Source organism: Haloarchaeobius pelagicus (genome assembly GCF_051207375.1).
In the GTDB taxonomy this organism is placed as follows: domain Archaea; phylum Halobacteriota; class Halobacteria; order Halobacteriales; family Natrialbaceae; genus Haloarchaeobius.
Map to the genome: position 1 here is coordinate 194125 of NZ_JBPJZD010000002.1, position 21584 is coordinate 215708.

20 protein-coding genes are annotated in these 21584 nt (G+C 66.0%); 7 read left to right on the top strand and 13 right to left on the bottom strand.

What is annotated here, in order from left to right:
* Positions 1-16: 16 nt before the first annotated feature.
* Positions 17-1528 carry an HPP family protein gene (locus ACSC1S_RS13475; RefSeq protein ID WP_435364775.1) on the bottom strand — a complete coding sequence of 504 codons (1512 nt, stop codon included), beginning with the start codon at positions 1526-1528 and terminating at the stop codon, positions 17-19.
* Between the two features lie 140 nt (positions 1529-1668).
* Between ACSC1S_RS13475 and ACSC1S_RS13480 the strand changes: the two genes are divergently transcribed.
* A complete protein-coding gene (locus ACSC1S_RS13480; RefSeq protein WP_435364776.1) occupies positions 1669-2403 on the top strand; it encodes a DUF547 domain-containing protein in 735 nt (244 codons plus the stop codon).
* Between the two features lie 438 nt (positions 2404-2841).
* Here ACSC1S_RS13480 and ACSC1S_RS13485 read toward each other — a convergent pair whose 3' ends face one another.
* On the bottom strand, positions 2842-3573 hold the full coding sequence (locus ACSC1S_RS13485) for a guanosine phosphorylase (RefSeq protein WP_435319362.1): 732 nt from the start codon (positions 3571-3573) through the stop codon (positions 2842-2844).
* A 61-nt stretch (positions 3574-3634) separates the two neighbouring features.
* Positions 3635-4072 (bottom strand): hypothetical protein, encoded by a 438-nt coding sequence (locus ACSC1S_RS13490; RefSeq protein WP_435364777.1) that lies wholly within the window; start codon positions 4070-4072, stop codon positions 3635-3637.
* A gap of 117 nt (positions 4073-4189) precedes the next feature.
* Here ACSC1S_RS13490 and ACSC1S_RS13495 point away from each other — a divergent pair, with 117 nt between their 5' ends.
* Positions 4190-4399 carry a hypothetical protein gene (locus ACSC1S_RS13495; protein ID WP_435364778.1) on the top strand — a complete coding sequence of 70 codons (210 nt, stop codon included), beginning with the start codon at positions 4190-4192 and terminating at the stop codon, positions 4397-4399.
* A 51-nt stretch (positions 4400-4450) separates the two neighbouring features.
* Here the strand turns inward: ACSC1S_RS13495 and ACSC1S_RS13500 are convergent, their stop codons facing one another.
* Genes ACSC1S_RS13500 through ACSC1S_RS13510 form a run of 3 tightly spaced genes read right to left on the bottom strand, consistent with a single transcriptional unit; the run spans position 4451 to position 7221 of the window.
* The gene (locus ACSC1S_RS13500; RefSeq protein WP_435364779.1) at positions 4451-5332 is read right to left on the bottom strand and encodes an ATP-dependent ribose-1-phosphate kinase; all 882 of its coding nucleotides are present in this window, start codon (positions 5330-5332) and stop codon (positions 4451-4453) included.
* 1 nt (position 5333) lies between these two features.
* On the bottom strand, positions 5334-6206 hold the full coding sequence (locus tag ACSC1S_RS13505; protein ID WP_435319366.1) for a DUF63 family protein: 873 nt from the start codon (positions 6204-6206) through the stop codon (positions 5334-5336).
* A 49-nt stretch (positions 6207-6255) separates the two neighbouring features.
* On the bottom strand, positions 6256-7221 hold the full coding sequence (locus ACSC1S_RS13510) for a ribose 1,5-bisphosphate isomerase (RefSeq protein ID WP_435364780.1): 966 nt from the start codon (positions 7219-7221) through the stop codon (positions 6256-6258).
* 117 nt (positions 7222-7338) lie between these two features.
* On the opposite strand from ACSC1S_RS13510, the gene deoC reads away from it, so the two are divergent.
* Positions 7339-7983 (top strand): deoxyribose-phosphate aldolase, encoded by a 645-nt coding sequence (gene deoC, locus ACSC1S_RS13515; protein WP_435364781.1) that lies wholly within the window; start codon positions 7339-7341, stop codon positions 7981-7983.
* 29 nt (positions 7984-8012) lie between these two features.
* Here deoC and ACSC1S_RS13520 read toward each other — a convergent pair whose 3' ends face one another.
* Positions 8013-9983, bottom strand: coding sequence for a hypothetical protein (locus ACSC1S_RS13520; protein WP_435364782.1), 1971 nt, complete (start codon positions 9981-9983; stop codon positions 8013-8015).
* A 267-nt stretch (positions 9984-10250) separates the two neighbouring features.
* Positions 10251-12191, bottom strand: coding sequence for a hypothetical protein (locus ACSC1S_RS13525; protein WP_435364783.1), 1941 nt, complete (start codon positions 12189-12191; stop codon positions 10251-10253).
* 283 nt (positions 12192-12474) lie between these two features.
* On the opposite strand from ACSC1S_RS13525, the gene ACSC1S_RS13530 reads away from it, so the two are divergent.
* The gene (locus ACSC1S_RS13530; protein ID WP_435364784.1) at positions 12475-13731 is read left to right on the top strand and encodes a tRNA (N(6)-L-threonylcarbamoyladenosine(37)-C(2))-methylthiotransferase; all 1257 of its coding nucleotides are present in this window, start codon (positions 12475-12477) and stop codon (positions 13729-13731) included.
* A 1-nt stretch (position 13732) separates the two neighbouring features.
* Here ACSC1S_RS13530 and ACSC1S_RS13535 read toward each other — a convergent pair whose 3' ends face one another.
* The 3 genes from ACSC1S_RS13535 to ACSC1S_RS13545 form a co-directional block, all read right to left on the bottom strand.
* The gene (locus ACSC1S_RS13535; RefSeq protein ID WP_435364785.1) at positions 13733-14656 is read right to left on the bottom strand and encodes a cation diffusion facilitator family transporter; all 924 of its coding nucleotides are present in this window, start codon (positions 14654-14656) and stop codon (positions 13733-13735) included.
* A 129-nt stretch (positions 14657-14785) separates the two neighbouring features.
* Entirely contained in the window at positions 14786-15592 is an 807-nt protein-coding gene (locus ACSC1S_RS13540; protein ID WP_435319373.1) for a ZIP family metal transporter, read from the bottom strand.
* 170 nt (positions 15593-15762) lie between these two features.
* Positions 15763-16305 carry an HIT family protein gene (locus ACSC1S_RS13545; RefSeq protein WP_435364786.1) on the bottom strand — a complete coding sequence of 181 codons (543 nt, stop codon included), beginning with the start codon at positions 16303-16305 and terminating at the stop codon, positions 15763-15765.
* Between the two features lie 255 nt (positions 16306-16560).
* On the opposite strand from ACSC1S_RS13545, the gene ACSC1S_RS13550 reads away from it, so the two are divergent.
* Positions 16561-16761, top strand: a complete 201-nt coding sequence (locus ACSC1S_RS13550; RefSeq protein WP_261652360.1) for a DUF7835 family putative zinc beta-ribbon protein — start codon at positions 16561-16563, stop codon at positions 16759-16761.
* Positions 16762-16845: 84 nt separating this feature from the next.
* Here the strand turns inward: ACSC1S_RS13550 and map are convergent, their stop codons facing one another.
* Positions 16846-17748: a type II methionyl aminopeptidase gene (gene map, locus ACSC1S_RS13555; RefSeq protein ID WP_435364787.1), complete on the bottom strand. Its 903-nt coding sequence runs from the start codon at positions 17746-17748 to the stop codon at positions 16846-16848.
* Positions 17749-17881: 133 nt separating this feature from the next.
* Between map and ACSC1S_RS13560 the strand changes: the two genes are divergently transcribed.
* Together ACSC1S_RS13560 and ppk1 are read left to right on the top strand one after the other, a co-directional pair.
* Positions 17882-18589: a metallophosphoesterase family protein gene (locus ACSC1S_RS13560; RefSeq protein ID WP_435364788.1), complete on the top strand. Its 708-nt coding sequence runs from the start codon at positions 17882-17884 to the stop codon at positions 18587-18589.
* Between the two features lie 6 nt (positions 18590-18595).
* Positions 18596-20749 carry a polyphosphate kinase 1 gene (ppk1, locus tag ACSC1S_RS13565; RefSeq protein ID WP_435364789.1) on the top strand — a complete coding sequence of 718 codons (2154 nt, stop codon included), beginning with the start codon at positions 18596-18598 and terminating at the stop codon, positions 20747-20749.
* A 186-nt stretch (positions 20750-20935) separates the two neighbouring features.
* Here ppk1 and ACSC1S_RS13570 read toward each other — a convergent pair whose 3' ends face one another.
* On the bottom strand, positions 20936-21430 hold the full coding sequence (locus ACSC1S_RS13570; protein ID WP_435364790.1) for a hypothetical protein: 495 nt from the start codon (positions 21428-21430) through the stop codon (positions 20936-20938).
* Positions 21431-21584: the final 154 nt, after the last annotated feature.

Genomic DNA, 21584 nt, shown 5'->3' on the forward strand with positions numbered 1-21584 from the left:
CAGCCACCGAACGGGGTCACGCGCCCCGGTGGACGATGGCCACGTCGCAGTCGATGTCGCGTATCTTCTCGAACGTCGGCGGCGCGATGAACCGGGAGGCGGCGGTCCGGTCGGTGCTCGCGCCGACCACGACGAGGTCGTACTGGGGCGCGTTCGCCGTGAGGAACCGCCGAATCGAGGAGTTCGAGACGCGGGTCTCGAACGTCGCGTCGAAGGGGTCGACGAGGTCGAGCAGCATGGACTCGGTGGGGCGGCGCTGGCTCTCGTGGTCGATGCACGAGCAGACGCTCAACTCGCCGGCCCGGCCGGTGACGCGCTGGGCGAAATCGAGCATCGCGTGGGCGTTCTGTCCCGCGCGGGCCACCGCGACCAGCGCTCGCCGCCAGCGGGTTCGGCCCGAGCACGACCGGAACGCGATGACGTCCAGTGGGTCGTCGAACAGCTGCTTGACGAACGGGGAGAGGCTGCCGTGTTCCTCCTCGTAGGGCGTGACGACGAGGTCGCAGTTCACCTCGCGGGCGGTCCGGAGCGTGACGTTCGCGGGGCCACCCACCTCGGAGGCGACGACGACCTCACAGGGGACCCCCAGCTTCGTCCGGATGCGCCCAGCGAGCCGTTCGAGTCGCATCGCGGCCTGCCCCGCGACCTGTTCTTCGGCTTCGTTTTCGACCACCGCGGCCTCACCCTCGGGCTTCGCTTTGGGGTCGACGTCCGGCGTGGTCGCCTCGCTCTCCAGGATAGCGTCGGCGGCCGAGGCGATCTCCTCGTCGCTGACGATGTCGAGCAGGACGACCTTGCCGGCGTCGTGCGCCCCGGCGATGCGGCCGGCGAACATCGCCGTCTCCTCGGCGGTCTCACCGCGAACCGGCACCAGCACGTGGTCGTCCCCCTTCGTGGTCTGGTAGAGGTACCGGGCACGCTGCTGGTAGAAGTTGCGCTTCCACAGGTAGAACGCGCTGGCGACGATGCCCGACGCCACGAACACCGACCCCGCGTACTGGAGCAGGAACGTGCCGACGCTGGTCGTCTCGGTGAACACCGGCGCGATGAGCGCGAGCAGGGCGGTCGAGAACGCAGAGGGCTGCTCGACCATGAGCCCCCACGTGACCGCACCGGTCAGGAACACCGCGATGGCGGCCGTCACGGGCGAGACGACGAGTTCCGTGGTCGTGAGCGGATTCCGCAGGCTGGTGTGGACGGCGACGACGATGGCCGCGGTGCCACAGAGCGCCCCCGTCGTGAGTCCGCCGACGAACGACAACGGCGAGGCGTACTTGCCCTCCGGGTCGGCAAACAGTGAATACGTCCCGGACGCGAGCGGCGGGAACAGCACGAAGGGGAGGAGTTCCTCGGCGTTCGCGATGGCCGTCACGCCCGCGATAAGCAACGGGACGATGACGAGTACCGACAGGTGGACGAGGTTCTTCGTGTCCTCGACCCACCGGCGGAACTCCCGCCACTCCCGCCGCTCGGCCCGGCGGAGCCGGCTGACGATGGCGTGATACCGCGCCCGGAGGTCCTCCAACACGTCCGGCGGTACCCCCGCCACCCAGTAAAGCGGTTCGTTCGGGGCTGGCGTGGCTCGCTGGCTCTCCCGACGAAACCGCGTTTCGTCCGGTTACCCCGGGTTGCCTGCGGTTTATCCGGGTCCGGTCGCTAGGGTGGTGCATGAGTACCCGAGAGGTCCCGGACCCCGTCGAGCTCGCGGGGCGGTTCGTGCGGGCCGGCAAGACGGGCGGGGACGCCGAGGCGTACCGCCGTGACCTGGCGACGCTGGACCGGCGGGTCCTCCGCCAGCGCGTGACCGACGACGACGCGAAGCGGGCGTTCTGGCTGAACGTCTACAACGGCTTCGCGCAGGCCCTGCTCCGGGAAGACCCCTCGCTGTGGGAGAAAGCGGGTCTCCTCCCGACCCGCCCCATCTTCAGGGACGCCCTCGTCACCGTCGCCGACCACGAGTTGAGCCTCGACGACATCGAACACGGCTTCCTCCGGCGCTCGAAGACGACCTGGGGGTTCGGCTACGTCCCCCGGTTGCGCACCGACTCGTTCGAGAAGATGCACCGGGTCGAGGAGCCGGACCCACGCATCCACTTCGCGCTGAACTGCGGGGCCGCGTCGTGCCCGCCAGTGGCCGAATACACGACATCGGGCATCGACGAGGAACTCGACCGGGTGACCGCGTCGTATCTGCACAGTGAGTGTGACTACGACGAGGCGAGCGGCGTGGTCCGGGTGCCCAAGCTGTTCTCGTGGTACCGCGGCGACTTCGGCGGGAAGCCGGGCATTCTGGCGTTCCTGCGGCAGTACGACGTGGTGCCGGCAGATGCCACTCCGAAACTGGCGTATTCCGACTACGACTGGTCGCTGAAGCTCGGGGCGTACACGGACCTGGACGTGTGAGTCGGGTCGATAACAGGTTATCGCGCCAGTGTTCGTGACGGCGAGCAGGTGACTCTGATTGCTGGTTGACGCCGCGGTGACCGACACCGTCTGGCGCGCGCTGGCGAGCGTGCCGTGCGAGGCACGAAGTGCCTCGATGCGAACGGCGAAGCCGTGAGCGAGGCCGCGAGTCGGCATCGTGCGAGGGACGAGGAGCGCAGGCGCAGCCGAGCACCACAGTCGGCTGGGGAGGGTGTGGACGCGGTGCTGTGCGGCGCGGGTGCGGTCTCCACTGCCATCGGCGCGAGTCACATGCTCGTCGCCGCCAGCAGCAGAGATAGAGAAACTACCAGAAGAGAAACTACCAGAAGAGAAACTACCAGAAGCATCGAACTCAGCACTCAGGACGAGACACGACAGTCACGAAAACGAGAACAGTCGAAACGACCGAAACCCGGTCTATTCAGCCAGGTCGCGAACCGCTTCCAGCGAGATGTCGATGGCGCGCCCGACGTTGTTCTTCGCCTTCTCCGGCAGTTCGTCGTCCTCGGTGTCGGTTCCCTTCTGCGTGCCCAGCACGAGGTTCCCGTCGACGGTGCAGATGGCCCCGGCAGCCAGACCCTTCCGGCGGGCCAGCGTGAACACGGTCGCGGCCTCCATCTCGACGCTGAGGATGCCGGCGTCGTTCCAGTCTTTCACGTACTCGTCGGTTTCTGCATAATAGGCGTCGTCGGAGGCGATGGGCCCGACGTGGATGTCCTCGTCGTTGGCCTCGGCCCCGGCGACGAGCGCGTTCATCACGTCGAAGTCCGGGACGGCGGGGTACTCGACGGCCTCGTAGCGCTTCGAGGTGCCCTCGTTCTTGGCCGCGCCGGTCGCGACGATCATGTCGCCGATCTCGACGTCCTCCTGCAGCGCGCCGGTCGTGCCGACGCGGATGAACGTCTCGACGCCGACGTTCGCGAGTTCCTCGACGGCGATGGCGGCGGACGGGCAGCCGATACCGGTCGAGCAGATGGTCAGGTCGACGCCCTCGTAGGTGGCGTTGACGAGCTTGTACTCGCGGTTCTCGGCGACGACCTCGCTGTCGTCACAGTGGCCGGCGATGCGGTCGACGCGACCCGGGTCGCCCGGAATCAGCGCGATATCGTTCACGTCGCCCTCGTCCACGAGGAGATGCGGTTGTGTCATATAGCCGGATTCGCGCAAGCACAGCAAAAAAGGACCGTTCTCCGGCAGGCACGCGACGGACTCACACCGGCAGCAACGACAGCGTCACCGCGGCGACGACGACGCCGTAGACCACCGCGGAGAACAGCCACTGCTGGAACACTGCTTCGCGCCGGTCCGCGTCGAACCCGGCACGGGGGAGCACCAGGAAGCCGAAGACGTTGATGATGAACACGGTCAGCACCGTGGTGGCGAGGATGACGGTCGACCAGAGCCCGAGGCGTGGTTCGAGGACGAGGATGGCGACGCCGAGACCGGCTCCGCCGAGGACGCCCGTGACGTGGTGGACGGCCTGCGCGGCCACCTGCGACACGTCGTCGATGGGTTTTCGGAGGAGCTTCGACGCCGCGACGTAGGCTGGCGTGAACCCCTCCGGCATGAGGAACATCGGGAGGTCCATCGCGAGCGCGCCGACGAGGCCGGCGAGGGCACAGACGAGCAGCGTGTCGACCGCGGGCATACCAGAGCCGTAGGACGATATCGAGAAAAGTCATCGGGTCGGGGGCCGAACACGCCTGTCTCCAGTGCGACCCGTTCCCCCGAAATTGTGTTTACCCGACAGGAACGATGCGATTCGATGGCAGATGGCGAGCATACACTCCAGACAGCGGTCGTCTCGGCGCTCGCGTTCGGAATCGCACTTTCCCTGTTCGGCGTCGTCGGATACGGTGGCAGGTACGGGACCGTGTCCTCGACCCCGATGCCGCTTGACACCGCGCTCTCGTTCGGTGCCGCTGGTGCGGTCGTCGCCTTCGTCTACCTGTACGTCGACTGGGCGGGCTGGTAGAACGCGAACACCCGCTGGCCCGACCGTGAACGCCACGTCAGAACGGCCCGCCTAGAACTGCTCGTCCAGGAACGCCTCGACTTCCTCGGTCGTCGGGGCAGCCCGCGCCCCCTCTTCTGCGGCGGTGATGGCCCCGCAGGCGTTGCCGCGCTCTAGCGCCCGCTCGTAGTCGTCGGTGGTCAAGAGCGCCGAGAGGAAGCCGGCGGCGAAGGCGTCGCCCGCGCCGGTTGTGTCGACCGGGTCGATGCCGAAGCCGGGGTGCTCGTAGCTCGCGTCGGGGGTGTGGACGACCGCGCCCGCTGCTCCGCGCTTGATGACGAGGGTTCGGTCCGCGAACGCGGACTCGGTGTACTCGTTCTCCAGGACGGTCTTCGCCTCCTTGTCGTTGAGGAAGACGATGTCGGAGTCCGCGAGCGCGGCCGAGAAGTCCCGGTCGGCGAGCCGGCGTCCCGGGTCGAAACTGACCGTGACGCCCGCGTCAGCGGCGAGTTCGGCGATTCGGGCCGCGGTATCGGGGCGCTGGCTGGTGAGGTGGACGTGGTCGGCGGCGCGGACCGCCCCGGGGTCCACGTCGTCGGGTGCGACGGCCTCGTTCGCGCCGTCGTTGCCGAGCACCGCGACCTCACCCGCCTCGTCCACGAGCAGGTACTTGACGGTGGTCTCGGCGGCTTCGGCGACGAGCAGGGAATCGAGGTCGACGTCGGCCGCTTCGAGTTCGCGCCGAGCGAGCAACCCGTGTTCGTCGTCGCCGACGCTGCCCAGCAACTCGGCGTCGACACCCAGATGGGAGAGCGCGACCGCGACGTTCGCGGCGCTGCCGCCGCCGGAGGCGTGCTGGGAGTCGATGCGGGACTCGCCGTCTGGCTCGGGGAGCCGGTCGACCCGCAACGTCACGTCCCAGTTGACGTGCCCCGCGGTGAGGACGCGGACCATCCTACAACACCACCGGGAGGACCGACAGGAAGGGGAGGCTCGTCACGGCTCCCTGGCCGGAGACGGCGAACAACACGAGGTTGTGGATGCCGGGGCCGAAGCCGACGGCGGCCACGAACGTGAGCAACAGCCGGGCCTGGCGCGGCTCCTCGTCGACGAACTCCTTGAACGCGGCGACGATTATCAGCGCGAGGACGATCTTCACCACGACGAACAGCCACCCGGCACCGATGAACTCGGCGGTCGGGAGCCGCTCACCGGCTTCGAGGACGTACCGCGAGAGCGCGACGCGTTCGCTGCTCCCGAGCACGTCGAAACCGATGGCGGTCGTGATGCCGTCGAGGGTGTGTGCGAAGACGACGAACGCCCCGGTCTTGCCGACGTGTGTGGCGACCTCGGTGTACTTCAGGCTGAAGAGCAACCAGGCGACCGCCGCCACGATGCCGGCGACGACGACGCCGATGACCGACCAGAACGGCGTGAAGTCGCCCGCGTTGATGGCCAGAAGGACCGCGAACACGAGGAACATGGCGGCGAAACCGGTTCCGGCGGTGCCGACGGCCCGGTCGACGTGGAAATGCTGCCGGATGGCGGCGAGGAAGGTCATCAGTATCCAGACGAGGCCCGTGAACGTCGCGACCGTGATATACACCGTGATGGTCCCGAACAGCGGAGCCACGGCCTCGGGATAGGCTTCGAGCTGGTAGAGGACGTGGAGGACCGCCCCGGTCATCATCCACGGGGCGAACGCCACAGGGGTCCAGTCGGTGACCGGCGGATGGACCGCCCAGGTCAGCGCGGCAACCCCCAGGAATGCCAGCACCAGCGGCACAAGATAGACGAGTGGAGGGAGTTCTGCCCCTACAGGTAACATGTCCGATATCGTGGGGGCGAACAGAAAGAAGGTTCCGGTACCGGGACCGTCAGGCTTCCCACGGCCGGTTGGTCTCTGAACCGAACAGGTCACGCATCAGCACCACGACACTCTCGGGCGGGAACTGTCCACGTTCCGTGACGATTGCGTCGACGTACCGGGGCGGCGTCACGTCGAACGCCGGGTTCACCACGTCGAAGCCGTCGGGGTCGCCCTGTATCTCGGCGCGCTCTTCGTCGGAGATGACCTCCGTCTCCTCGCGCATCTCTATCTCGACGGTGTGGCCCGTCAGGGTGTCCGGGTGGAGCTTGAGCGTCTGGGCGGCGACCATCACGGGCGTCCCGCGGTCGCGGGCGTTCACCGCCAACCCGGAGGTGCCTATCTTGTTGATGACGCTCCCGTCTGCGGCGATGGAGTCCGCCCCCACGAGGACGTGGTCCACGTCGTTGAGGTAGCGCCGGGCCGCGCTGTCGACGATGAGGGTGACCGGGACGTCCCACTCGCGGAGCTGTTGGGCCGTGATGTGGCCCTGCTTCCGGGGACGGGTCTCCTTGACGATGGCCTCGATGTGCTTGCCCTGGTCGAGGGCGGCTTTCACGCAGGAGAGCGCGTCGGTCGAGTGACAGTGCGTCATCACCGTATCGCCGTCTCGCAGGCGGTTCGCCCCGATCTCTCCCAGTCGGTCCTGGGCGTCGTCGAGGTCCCGCTGGAACGACGAGGCGCTGTCGAGGACCGACTGTCGGAGTTCCTCGAGCGTGTCGCCCTCGATATCGGCCATCACGAACCGGAGGGCGTTGGGCAGGCTGACCGCGGTCGGTCGGGTCTCGTAGAGGACTCTCGCGGCCTCTCGCAGTTCCGCCCGGAGGGCGTCCGGCGTGTCCGCGTCGCTCTCTCTGGCCTGCGTCGCGAGCGCACCCGCGGCAGCATCGGCGATGGTCGCCGCCCCGCGAATCTCCATGGTCGCGATGTCGTCGGCCGTCTCGGCCACGTCGGGGTGGACGGTAGGGGAACTCATACCTACAACTCTATCCGGAGCGAACAAAAAGTGCCCGACAGCCCCGCCCCGGCACCGGCCGAACGCGTACCGCGGCAGAACACGCCGTATTTCACCCCGGCCCGAGAACACCGGGCCATGAACCGTCAGGAACTCGCCGCCAGCATCGACCACACCGTCCTCGGCCCGGAGACGACCCTCGACGACGTGCGAGGTGTCCTCGCCGAGGCCGCCGAGTACGGGATGAACGCCTGTATCCCGCCGTGTTACGTCGCCGAGGCCGCCGAGTACGCCCCGGACGTGACGCTGGCGACCGTCGTCGGCTTCCCGCACGGGCAGCACGCCCCGGCGGTGAAGCGCGAGGAGGGCGTCCGGGCGTGGGACGAAGGTGCCGACGAACTCGACGTGGTCATCAACATCGGTCGGCTGAAGGCGGGCGACACCGAGGCTGTCCGCGAGGAACTCGCCGACCTCGTGGCCGCGGTCCCCATCCCGGTGAAGGTCATCATCGAGACCGCACTCCTCACCGACGAGGAGAAACACGCCGCCTGCCGGGCCGCGAAGGACGCGGACGCGGAGATGGTCAAGACCTCGACCGGGTTCGCCGACGGTGGTGCGCTCGTCGAGGACGTCGAACTCATGAGCGAGTACCTGCCCGTGAAGGCCAGCGGTGGCGTCGGCTCGTGGGCTGACGCGAAGGCCATGTTCGACGCCGGCGCGGTCCGCATCGGCGCATCGAGCGGCGTCGCTATCGTCGAAGACTACGTCGAGAACGCGGAGTAACGTCGAAAAAACCGGGTCGGTTCGCGGGGTCAGCCCCGGACTCTGCGAGCGAGCAGGGCCGCACCGAGGAGTGCGACCGCGCCCACGCCGATGGCGCTTCCGGAGATACCGGCCGCGATGGGCTCGGGCTGTTCCTCACCGGCCCCCATCGGCTCCTGGTCAGGTGCGGCTTCCTCGAGTTCGAGGAAGGCACCGACCTGGGTCTCATCTATCTCGGGGAACTCCGTGGTCGCGGGGTCCCAGTCACCGGGCATGTGGACGACCGTGTCCACACCGACCTCGGGCAGGAGCTGTACCTCGTCGATGGTCGGGCCCGCCATCGTGGCACCCGTCACCTTGACGTAGGTCGTGGTCTCGCCGGCCTCGAGTTCGCTGTAGAGCTTCTGGACGTGGAGCCCATCGAACTGCTCGTCGACGAGTTCACCGAGTTTCGTGAGGTCGGCGAACTTCGCGGCCGCCTGGATGGTGACCGTGCCCTCTTGCATGTTCACCGTCAGCTTGGCCGTCTCGAGGTCACCTTGCTGGATCGCCTCGAGTATCTTCGCCGAGTGCGGGTCCATGTCGTCCGTGGCACCCTGCTTCATCGCTTCGGCGAGGACCATGTCGACGAGGCCGCTCTGGCTCACCGTCACGGCCATGTCGGTCGAGAGGACGCCGTCCTCGGTGCTGGCGGTTATCTCGGCGCTGGACGTCGGAACGTCGATGTCACGGGCGTCGAGTTCGGTGACGAACGACTCCCAGTTCTCGTGGTCGAATCCCGCCTCGAGCTGGAGCCGGTTCGTCGGCTCGTCGGCCTCGACGGACGACAGCAGGCCACGCCAGTTGAGCGTCATCGTCAGGTCCGACGCCTGCTTGGCTTCGAGTTTCTCGCGGCCCATCTCGACGAGCGCCTCGTCCTTGCCGGCGAGGGTCGCGATGTCGAGGTTGGCCGTCATGAGTTCGTCTATCCCGTCGAGCTGGACGTTCCAGGCAAACGCGGTCATGGACTCCGTCTTCTCCATGATGACCGTCATCTCGGTCAGCGTGGCGGCGCTGATGCGTTCGGCGACGAGTTCGCGCTGCTCGTCGGTGAGTTCGACGTCCTGGTTGGACGCCATGGTGTCGGCGAGCAGCTTCGACAGCGCCTCCTCGACACCCGTGAAGGTGACCGTGTAGGTCATGGTCAGGCGGCTCGTCTCGGCGTCGAACTCGTGTTCGTCGATGGTGACGGTCGCCTCACCTTCGAGCATCTCCGCGACGCCACTGAACGTCTCCAGCAGCGTCTGCTCGGCGGCTTCACTGGTCTCCCAGCTGTCGGTCGCGAACTCGCTCACGACGGTCGACTGGTAGCCGAGCAGGACGAAGCCGTCGCCCTCCTCGGTCAGGGTGAGCTCGTACGCGTCACCCTCGAACGCCTCGGCCTCGGGCGTGTCGGCGTCCTCATCCGCCACCTCGGGGAGCGTGCCCATGAACACGTAGCCCTGCATCGACAGCGAGGACCCGATGGTCACGACACCCTCAGTCGCGACGATCTCGTCGGTCGCGGTCACGGGGAGTTCGTCGGTGGTCTCCGCGTCGCTCTTGAACGTCGCGTCGATGGCGAGCGACCCGGTGCTCTGGGTCTCGTCGGTCACCGCGCTGACGTCGAGCGTCAGGTCGGTCAGCGACTCCGGCGTCGGCATCGAAACCGCCCCCTGCGCGTCGAACATGTCGGGGTCGAGCGTGATGGTCGCGTCGCCGGTCATCTCTGGGTCTGCCTCACCCGTCAGGAAGATGGCCGCGAGTCCCTTGGACACGTCGAGCGCCGCGTGCCCGGACGTGGTCGTATCCTCGTGTTCGCCGTAGTAGACGAGCACGGCATCACCGTTCTCGAAAACGAATATCTCGTCGGCCGCCTTGACCGACGCGTCGTGCATGTCGGCGCTCGTCGCGCCGGGGAACGCCGCCCCCGCGACGCCCGCGCTCGTGACGAGCATGAGTGTGACAGCGACGACGAGCGCTGTCTGTGTGTTGGAAGGCATTACGAGTGACCTTGGACGCTGGATTGGATAAGACTCTCGTATAATCTGACACTATTTGGGAGTCTCCAGCACGGTGAGTCTGCAGTAATTAACACGGAGACAGTAACCCCCTAACCCGGGGTTCGGCGCATGACCCCTCACTCTATGAGGAAGAACCTAACAGAAATATTACTATCATTTCGGCAGGTAGAACTCGCTGTCCACCGTATCGACGTCGAGAGAATTGAGAGCGGTTCGCGGTGGGCGGTCGAGCCGACGTCGGCCGGCTCAGTCGCGCACTCGAAGCGCGACCAGGCTCAGGCCGAGGACCGCCACGATGGCAGTACCGACGCCGAAGCCGGGCATGCCACCGAGCAGGCCACCGCCGTCGTTGTCGGCGCCGATGTAGTTCCGGACCTCGTCGTGGTCCATCTCGGGGAAGGTGGTCTCGTCGGGGTTCCAGTCACCGGGCATGTGGACCGTCGTCTCGCTGTCCACGACCGCCAGCGACCGGACGTCGGACTCGCTCGCACCCTCGGAGACGGCCCCCTTCAGGCGCACGTAAGTCTTCCCGTCGCTGCCGGCGGTGCCGTAGGCGCTCACGACGTTGAGGTCGCCGTACTGCTCGGCCATCGCGTCCTCGAACGCAGAGAGGTTGTCGAACGAGGCACCTGCCTCCATCGAGACGTTCCCGTCGTTCATCGAGACGTCCATCTTGGCCTTCTCGAAGCCGGACTGCTGGAACGCCTCGAGCAGCCGCTTGACCTGCGGGTCGGTCTGGCTGCCCTGCAGCGACTTGACGGCGCTGTCGACGGCGCTGTCGAGGAAGTCCTGCTGTTTCACCTCGGCGGACATCGTCGTCTCGAGCTGCCCGTCGTTCGTCTCGGCGTGGGCCTCGAGCGACATCGTGCCGAAGGAGGTGTCGGTGCGGGACTCCATCTCCGAGGTGTACGCGCCCCAGTTCTTCGTCGTGTACTCGGTGTCGAACTGGACGCGTACGGAGTTCTCGTCGGGCGAGGTCAGCTTCCCGTTCCAGGTGACCGTCTGCTGGAGGTCGGCCGCCTGCTGGGCCTCGAACGCGGCCTTGGCCTGTTCGAGCGCCTCGGCGTCCTCGTCCTGCATCTCGGAGGCGGCCGCGAGGTCGAACATCGCCTTGACGGGCTCGTCGTACTCGTCGAGCTGGACGTCCCACGACGCCTTCGCGTTCGTGTCGGTCACGTCGACCGTCGCGGACACCTTCGTCACCTCGAGCTGCTGGATGCGCTGGGCGAGGTCGTCGGCCTCGCTCTCGGAGAGGTCGAGCTGCTGGGAGGACGCCAGCGCGGTCGCGAGCTGCGTCGAGATGGCCTCGTCCACACCGGTGAACTGGACCGTGTACGCGATGTCGATGCGGTTGGTCGAGGAGTCGAACGAGTAGGAGTCGACGCTGACCGACACCTCACCGTCGAGCTGCCGGGTGAGGGCACTGAACTGGGATTCGAGTTGCTGTTTCGCATCTGCACGCGTGCTCCAGGCGTCGGCCGAATACTGGCCGACCTTGTAGTTCTGGGCGGCGGTCAGGGTGTAGCCACCGCTGGTCTCTTTCAGCGTGAACTCGTGGTGCTGGTTCGCGAGGGAGCCGGGCTTTTGCTCGAAGGCGACGTCGACCGACCCGCTCGTGGTGAACGTGCTCGCGGTGGTCTTCATCGTCCCCTCGGTGGAGAGCGATTCGACCATCGAGGTGGACTGGCCGACGGTCCCGTCCTGGCTGGAGAACGTCCCGTCGAAGGAGGCCGACGCCTTCGCGTTGTCCGTGGTCTGGGTGACCGACGCGTCGAAGGTCAGGTCTTCGACGGAGTCGGGTGTGGGCATCTCGAGCGAGCCGTCACCGGAGAACGACTCCGGCTGAAGGACGAACGTCGCGTCGCCCGTCACGTTGCGCTGCGTCGGGGTCTGGTCCTCGACGAGGATGTGCATCAGCCCCTGGGAGAGGTCGACCCCGTAGTGTCCGGTGGTGGAGGTGGAGGGGCTCTGACTCCCGGTGTCGTAGACGAGGACGGCGTCACCGTTCTCTTTGACGTATATCTCATCTGCCGGTTCGAGCGAATCGTCTTGGGCGAGGGAGCCGACGGCGGGGGCCGGGTCCTCACCAGCGGGGGTCGCTCCCACGGTCACCACGCTGCCCATGGCGCTTGCCACGAGCAGGGCGGTGACGGTGAGAACGAGCATCGTCTGTTTTTTCGAACGCATTCGGGCGGGTATCATCTAGCCATCCTAATAATTCCCCCGCTTCAAGTGGCACCGGAATTATACATCACCGTCGGGGAACCACCGGACACGGCCCCCGGACAGCAGCCCCGAAACCGGCAGAGAGGCCACTTTCAGTGAATCCGTCGGCTGGCCCCAGATGCCGCCTGCGAGATAGTATCACACGAGGCATACGAATCGCGGCAGGGGGTGGTGCCATGATGGTGACACCAGTCCGACTCGGTTTCGTGGCGCTTTTGCCCGCGCACGGGTAAGGACCGATAGCATGGCCCGGTATCACATCGAAACGTACGGCTGCACCTCCAATCGCGGGGAGAGCCGCCAGATAGAGTCGGCGCTCAGGGACGCCGGCCACTACCGCGTCGACGGTCCCGAGACGGCAGACGTCGCCATCATGAACAGCTGTACCGTCGTCGAGAAGACGGAGCGCAACATGCTCCGCCGGGCCAAAGAACTCGAAGCCGAGACGGCCGACCTCATCGTCACCGGCTGCATGGCGCTCGCCCAGGGCGAGGAGTTCGCAGAAGAGAACATCGACGCCCAGATCCTCCACTGGGACGACGTGCCCCAGGCCGTCACCAACGGGGAATGCCCGACGCCCGGCCCCGGCGTCGAACCGGTGCTCGACGGCGTCGTCGGCATCCTTCCCATCGCGCGGGGCTGCATGAGCGACTGCTCGTACTGCATCACCAAGCACGCGACCGGGAAGATAGACAGCCCACCCATCGAGGAGAACCTCGAGAAGGCCCGCGCACTGGTCCACGCGGGCGCGAAGGAGATTCGTATCACCGGCCAGGACACCGGCGTCTACGGCTGGGAGCAGGGCGAGCGCAAGCTCCACACGCTGCTCGACCGCATCTGCACCGAGATCGAGGGTGAGTTCCGCGTGCGCGTCGGCATGGCGAACCCGAAGGGCGTCCACGGCATCCGCGACGAACTCGCCGCGGTGTTCGCGAAGCACGACGAACTCTACAACTTCCTGCACGCGCCCGTCCAGTCCGGTTCGAACGACGTGTTGGGGGACATGCGCCGCCAGCATCAGGTCTCGGAGTACGTCGAGGTCGTCGAGGCGTTCGACGACACGCTCGACTACTGGACCCTGAGCACCGACTTCATCGTCGGGTTCCCGACCGAGACGGACGAGGACCACCAGCAGAGCCTCGCCCTCCTGCGCGAGACTCGGCCCGAGAAGATCAACGTCACCCGGTTCTCCAAGCGTCCCGGCACCGACGCCGCCGACATGAAGGGGCTCGGCGGCACGCTGAAGAAGGAGCGCTCGAAGGAGATGTCCGAACTGAAGATGGCGGTCGTCGGCGACGCCTACGAGGCGATGGTCGGCGAGACGATGGAGGACGTGCTGGTCGTCCAGGAGGGGACGGCCGACTCGGTGAAGTGTCGCGACGCGGCCTACCGCCAGATAATCGTCCAGAACGCCTCCGAGCACGGCCTCGAACCCGGTGACTTCGTCGACCTCGAGGTGACGGGACAGAACACCGTCTACGCGTTCGGCGACCCGGTCTGACTCAGTCGCCGCCGTCCTTCCGTAACAGTTCCTCCGTCGCCCAGTCGTCTTTCCACTCGCCGAGTTCCTTCGGGTCCACGTGGACGAACACGTCGTCGACCTCTTCGATATCGCGGATGGACTGGACCACGTCCGACTCGATGTCGTGCGCCTCGAACAGCGTGTGGTCGCCCTCGACCTCGATGTGCAACGAGACGTCTATCTCGGGGCCGACGTAGTGGGCGACCACGTCGTGGACGCCGTGGACCTCCGGGTGGGAGAGCGCTCGCGAGACGATCTCGGCGCGGAGGTCCTCCGGCGGCGCGGCACCGACGAGGTAGTTCACGTTGTCGCGGACGATCTCCACACCGGTCCAGACGATGGCGAGCGAGACGACGCCGGCCGCGAGCGGGTCGAGCACCGGGAAGCCCAGGCCGGAGCCGACGACCCCGACGAGGGCGGCTCCGGCGGTGAGCACGTCGTTCCGGTTGTCGAGGGCGGTTGCGACCAGCGCCGGGGAGTTGTAGTCGTCGCCCATCTGGAGGCAGTAGCGATAGAGGCCGAGTTTCACCACGCCCGACGCGACGAGGACGACGACCGCGGACGTGGAGTAGCGGACGACGAACTCACCGGCCAGTAGCGTGGTCGCGGACTGCCAGAAGACGAACCCGCCGGCCGCGAACACGCCGACGGCGACGAACAGCGAGACGAACGGCTCGATGCGCTCGTGGCCGTGGGGATGCTCGAAGTCCGGCGGCTGCGTGGTGAGGTACAACCCGAGGAAGACGATGAGGCTGTACGCGGAGTCCGCGAGGCTGTTGACCGCCTCGGAGCCGACGGCGAGGCTGCCCGTCTGCCAGTAGACGAGCCCCTTCACCGCCGCAAGCAGGACGTTCGCGACAACGATGATAGCGCCGACCCGCCTGATGCTACTGCCGCGTGCCATTCGTGTCGGGATACGACGGGGGAGTAAAAGGGCTTGTCGCGTTTCCGCAGCGGGGCTGCTGTCACGGGGTCCCTCGACGACGACACACCGTCGCGCGGTCGCTGTGGAGCCGTCTGACAGCAGTCCCGCTCAGATGAACGCGAGTGGAATCATCACGGCGAAGCCGAGCGCGACGCCGGAGACGAGTTCCAGCCGACCACCACCCTCCATGCGCTCGCCGAGTTCCAGCGCCTCCGGGATGAACTCGGTGGCGACGAGGAAGATCATCGCGCCCGCGGCGAACCCGTAGCCGTATGGGAGGAACTCCCGGGCATACCTGACGAAACCGAAGGCGATGACCGCACCGATGGGCTGTGGCAGGCTGGAGAAGACGGCCCACCAGACCATCTTGGGCTCGCTCACGTCCATCGCCCGCAGCGGGATGGAGATGGCCACGCCTTCCGGGACGTTGTGGATGGCGATGGCGACCGTGATGAACACCGCGACGATGGGCACGCCGAAGCCGAGGAACGAGATACCGTCCTGGAGTCCCGGCAGGTTCAACTCGGCGAAGGAGACGCCGACGGCGACGCCTTCCGGGAAGGAGTGGACGGTGAGGATACCGAGGATGAGCAGGAGCTTCTTGAAGTCCGCCTCGGCGTACGCGCCGGGCTCCGGTTCGTACTCCTCGATGATCTCGTGTGCGACGACGACCAGCACCACGCCGGCGAGCATCCCGATGCCGACCGCGAGGAGGGTGCCGCTCGCCACCCCCTCGAAGATGAGGCCGAACACCGACGCCGACACCATGATGCCCGAGGCGAGCCCCCACAGCACCACGTTCCAGCGGTCGCTGATCTCGTCGATGACGAAGAACGGCAGCGCGCCGAGGCCCGTGGCCAGTGCGGTGATGAGTCCCGCGACGAACACCAGGACCAGATTCTCCAGCAGCGCCATGTCTCTGTTCGATACTCGCGGGGGCGGCGACATAACGCTTACCATCTTAGAAAATTATTTTCGGTTCCCCTAAACCAAAATTGTCGATTGTGGGCTCGCCGGGGCGCGCAGAATCGGTCTGGCCCGGGCAGGGCGCGCGCACCAGCCGCACGACCGGGTGAACCGACAACTCAGTCGAAGCGAACTGCGGTGTCAGAACCGACCTCTGTCGCGCCGTCCTGGGCCGCGAACGCCTCGTGCAGCCGGTCGTAGGTGTCCTCCAGCGCCTCGACGATGACCTTCGTGTCCGAGACGACCGGCATGAAGTTCGTGTCACCGTTCCAACGGGGAACGACGTGCGTGTGGAGATGGTCGTCGATAGAGCCGCCTGCCGCCCCACCACCCAGGTTCAAGCCGGCATTGAAGCCGTCTGCACCCATGGCATCCTCGAGCGCAGAGAGGGTTCGCTGTTTCAGTCTGGCGTGGTCGAGCAGGGTCTCCTCGTCGAGGTCACCGTAGTCACCGGTGTGGTCGTGTGGGATGACCATGGCGTGCCCCGGGTTGTAGGGGTAGTTGTTGAGCATGACGAAGGCGTGGGCGCTTCTGGCGACGATGCGGTACTGCCTGTCGTCGTCTCTCGTCGGGAGCTCGCAGAACACACAGCCCTCGATGTCCTCGTTCTTGTCGTCGCGCTCCACCCACTCGATTCGCCACGGTGCGAACACCTGTTCCATACCTGCACTCGGAGGGCTGGTGATTTCAATCCCCCGTCACAGCACCCCTCGGTTTTCTGGTACGAAAGGACTGCTATCCCGGTTTCAAGAGGCAACATCCCGATTACAAGCACCCCTCATTCGCCACCGAGACGTTTTGAAACTGCTGATATCGGCACAATATCCGATAATCACTATTGGTTGTCAGGAATGGTCTGTTCAACCGTATAAACGGTCGATTCTTTTTATGCTACTATACCTCATCTGGCCAAGTGGATGGCGACGACTGACAACTCACTCAACGGGCGGAACGAACACTGCGACAGCTGCGGTACGGACACGCTCCACAGCGTGTCGGTGCAGCTGGTTACCGAGAGCACGAAGAAGGAGAACTCCCAGTTCTCGCGCGAACCATACCGGGTGACGGAATGCCAGCGGTGTGGGGAGCGGGCGAGCCAGCGCATGAACAACGCGTAAGGGGTCGACAGCAGGGTTCGACACGTATCGACAGACGAACAGGGAAAGGAAGACTCGGGGATATTCGTTTGCGGGTGGGCGCGGTTATCGTGACCGGGTGGTCACTTCACAGCCGTCTTCAGTGACGATGACGGTGTGTTCTTTCTGACTGACGAGCTTGCCATCGTCCTCTTTGAGCACCGGGTAGCCGTGGACGATGTCGTTCATCTTGAGCCGACGCAGCGCCATCTCGGGACGGGCGATGTCGAGCCAGCGGGTCGCGAACGGGAGCGTCTTGAACTCCTCGGTGATCTGTTCGAGCGCCTGCCGGGCGTTGCGGTCCCGGACCGAGGCCTCGCGCTCGAGCGCGAAGATCTCCTCGTCGCCTCCCTCGGAGACCTTCCCGCTCCCGTTGGTCGCGAACGGCTCGATGGCGACCACATCGCCGACCTCGAGGGTCGTGCCCTGTGAGACGGCGCGGTTCGGGATGTTCGGGTCGGTGTGTTGCTCCCAGTGGCCGAGCCCGTGGCCGGAGAGGTTCACGACCGGGTTGAAGCCGTAGCCCTTGATGACGTCCTCTATCTCCGCGCCGATGGTGCCGGTGTCGACGCCGGCCTCGACCACGTCCAGGGCCGCGTCCAGCGCCTCCTCGGACGCCTCCGCGAGCTCCGGGTTGCCCGAGAGGTCGACCGTGACGGCGGTGTCGGCCAACCAGCCGTCGATGCAGACGCCGATGTCGAGGTTGACCATCTCCTCGCCGAAGACGGAGTCGTCGTCGATGCTCGGCGTCGCGTGGGCGGCTTCCTCGTCGATGGAGATGTTGACGGGGAACGCCGGCTGCCCGCCGAGTTCGCGGATTCGCTCTTCCGCCCACTCCGCGACCTCGAGGTGGCTCGTGCCGACCTCGACCATCTCCGCGGCCTCGTCCCGTACCTCCGCGAGGATGCGGCCGGCCTCTCGGTGTTTCTCGTACTTCTCTGCGTCCAGGTCGACCTCGGTCTCGCTCATGTCACGTGATTTGCTCACCGGCGAAAAAGAGGTTGCGTTCGGTGGACGCGGAAAAGCTGTCATATATTGGAATAGATAGTTCACTTAGAAACTGTTTATGCCGGTGAGGACCTCTCTCACGTAAGTCACCACGATGAGCGCACCAGAACCATCCTTCTCGGACACAGAGGCCGCCTGGCATCGAACCGTCGACGCGGACGACTGGGACGACATCTACGTCGTCGGAGACGTTCACGGCTGCTTCGAGGCGCTGCAGCGTCTCCTGCAGGAGATCGACCCGAGCGACGACGACCTCGTCGTCTTCGTCGGCGACCTCGTCCGCAAGGGCCCCGACAGTCGCGGCGTCGTCCAGCTCGTCCGCGAGTCGCCCAACATGCTGTCGGTCCGCGGGAACAACGAGGAGAAGCTCATCCGCGGGGAGAAGACGCTCGACGAACTGAGCGCGGTCGACATGGAGTACATCGCGTCGATGCCGGTCGCCATCTCATTCGACGAGGCGCTCGTCGTCCACGGCGGCATTGACCCCCGCAAGCCCCTGGCCGACCACAGCGTCGACGACGTCCAGAACATGCGCTCGCTCGCACCCGGAGGGAGCTACGACCGGCCGTTCTGGTTCGAGGAGTACGACAGCGCACCGAAGGTGTTCTTCGGTCACACCGTCCTCGAATCGCCCGTCCACCGCGAGTGGGCCGTCGGCCTCGACACCGGCTGCGTCTACGGCGGGGAGCTGACCGCGTACGACTACTGGGCTGACGAGTTCATCGCCGTCCCGCTCGACCGCGAGGGGAAGGGACGCAAGTCGTCGAAAATCGTTACCCCGCCCGGCCGCAAGGTAGCGTAAGAACCGATGGCAGACGACTCCCCACCGGTCGAATCAGTCGTGGACCACGACTACGACCTCGACGCCCCCGAGTACTACCTCAACCGCGAGCTCAGCGAACTCGCCTTCCAGCGGCGGGTCCTGCACGAGGCGCTCGACGAGCGAAATCCCCTCCTCGAACGGGTGAAGTTCCTCTCCATCTTCACCTCGAACCTCGACGAGTTCTTCATGAAGCGCGTCGGCGGCCTGAAACAGCAGATGGCGGTCGACGTGACCGACACCACGCCCGACGGTCGCACGCCCGAAGCGCAGTGGGAGGAGATCATGCAGGAGACGCGCCCGATGTTCGAGACACAGGCACGCTGTTACCGCGAGCAGATCAGACCGGCGCTCGCGGACCAGGGCATCTACATCGTCGACCACGACGACCTCGAGCTCCACGAACAGCAGAACCTTCGGGAGTACTTCGAGCGCTCCGTGCTCCCGACCCTGACCCCGCTGACGTTCGACCCGGCCCACCCGTTCCCGTTCATCTCGAACCTCTCGCTCTCGCTCGCCGTGTTGACCCGGAAGAGCCCGGACGCCGAGCCGAAGTTCTCGCGCATCAAGATTCCCGGGAACCGACCGCGGCTCGTCCAGGTCGGCGACAGTCACACCTACGTGCCCATCGAGGGCATCATCGCGGCGAACCTCGACCTGCTGTTCCCCGACGTCGAGGTGCTCGACCATTCGATGTTCCGGGTCACCCGGAACGCCGAGGTCAGGCGGAACGAGGAGGTCGCAGAGGACCTCATCGACATGATAGAGGAGGTCCTGCGCGAGCGCCGGTTCGCGACCGTGGTGCGCCTCGAACTGGAGACCGACACCCCCGACCGCGTGCGGGAGCTACTGAAAGAACACCTGGACGTGACCGAACGGGAGATATTCGAACGGGAGGGCCCGCTCGACTACCGCGACCTGATGGGACTGACCGATCTCGACCGGCCCGACCTCAAACTCGATTCGTGGACGCCACAGCCCCACCCGCGGCTGCTGGAGGCCCGGATGGAGGAGGAAGACCGGGACATCTTCGACACTATCCAGCAGCGGGACATGCTGGTCCACCACCCGTACCACTCGTTCTCGAAGACGGTCCACACGTTCATCGACGACGCGGCCCACGACCCCGACGTGCTGGCCATCAAGGCGGCCATCTACCGCACGTCGCGCGACTCGAACGTCATCCAGAGCCTCATCGAAGCGGCCCGCAACGGCAAGCAGGTCGCGGTGATGGTCGAGTTGAAGGCGCGCTTCGACGAGGAGAACAACCTGCGGTGGGTGAAGAAACTCGAAGAGGAAGGGATTCACGTCGCGTACGGGACGCCCGGCTACAAGACCCACACCAAGACGACGCTCGTGGTCCGCGAGGAGGGCGACGACGTCGAACTGTACTCCCACGTCGGAACCGGGAACTACCACTCCGAGACGGCGAAGACGTACGTCGACATCGGCCTGCTCACCGCGAACAAGGACATCGGGCAGGACCTCGTGAAGCTCTTCAACTTCTTCACCGGCCACTCGATGCACGACCAGTACCGCGAGTTGCTCATCGCGCCCGGGAACATGCGCGATGACTTCGAGGCGATGATACGCCACGAGGCGGCGGTCGCCCGCGAGGGCGGCGAGGGGCGCATCGTCGCGAAGATGAACCGGCTGGAGGACCCCGGCATCGTCAGGGAGCTGTACGAGGCGTCCATCGCGGGCGTCGACATCGAACTCTACGTCCGGGACATCTGCCGGCTCCGGCCGGGCCTCGACGGCGTGAGCGAGAACATCGACGTGTACAGCGTCGTCGGGCGGTTCCTCGAACATTCTCGCATCTGGTACTTCGAGAATGACGACCCCGGCTTCTACATCGGGTCGGCCGACTGGATGACGCGCAACCTCGACAACCGCATCGAGGCGGTCACGCCCGTCGAGAACACGGACCTGCAGAACGAACTGTGGTCCATCCTCCAGCTCAACAGCGCGGACAACCGCAAGCGCTGGAAGATGCACGCAGATGGGACCTACGAACAGTGCCGCCCGTCGGCCGACGAGACGGTGGTCAACATGCAGGAACGCCTGATGGAACAGGCGCGCGCGGCAGTCCACGAGGTGGACCAGAACTCGTGGACCCCGGCCGTCCAGGAGGACCGGTAGCTTCTCAGCGCTTCTCGTCGACCCACGCACACACCGGGCAGGCGTCGACGCCCTGGACGTTCACGGTCTCTTCCTCACATTCCGGGCAGCGTCGTGTGTCGCTGTGCTGGCTCTGTTCGAGCATAGTAGAACTGAGGTGTTCGACGACAATAAATATGCAGTTCGACAGTCGTCGTAAATTTCGTGCTATCGGGTGCCACGCCGCCGGAACGACAGCACGCCGATGATGCCCGGTCCGAGGAGCACGATAGCGACGACGAAACCGATAGCAAGCAGGCCGACGAGCCAGTCGAGGAACGTCACGTTGTAGCGGGTCACACCCCCGGGGAGGAAGAAGATCGCCGCACTGACCAGCAGGGCCACAGGCCACGCGAGGGCGACGCGGCGGAGCGCGACCGTGGTGTCACCATCGGCACGCGTCGAAACCAGGGCGACCCCGACCAGCAGCGGGACGATGACCAGCGTCAGTGCGGTTCCCGCCACGACAAGGCCGGCAACCGGGCCGCCGAGGACCAGCGCGCCGAGGACCGCGCCCAGCACCGGGAGGCCGACGACGACGGTCAGGGCGCGCTCGAAGTCGACCCAGCGCGCCAGCAGGAACGTCAGCGCGACCGCTGGGCCGGCACCGAGGACGATGGCGACGTAGGTCAACAGCGAGAGCAGCGGGAGGACTGATTCCACGCAGATACTACGTCGCGTCGAGAGAAAAGCTAACAGGCACGGCGAGCCCCTGCCCGCGCCCGTCCAGCCGACCTCAAGCCGGATTCGTGCGCTACTGCAGTTCCTGAACCCGCTCGGTCGAGGAAACAGTAACTCCTGAGCGACAACATATTGG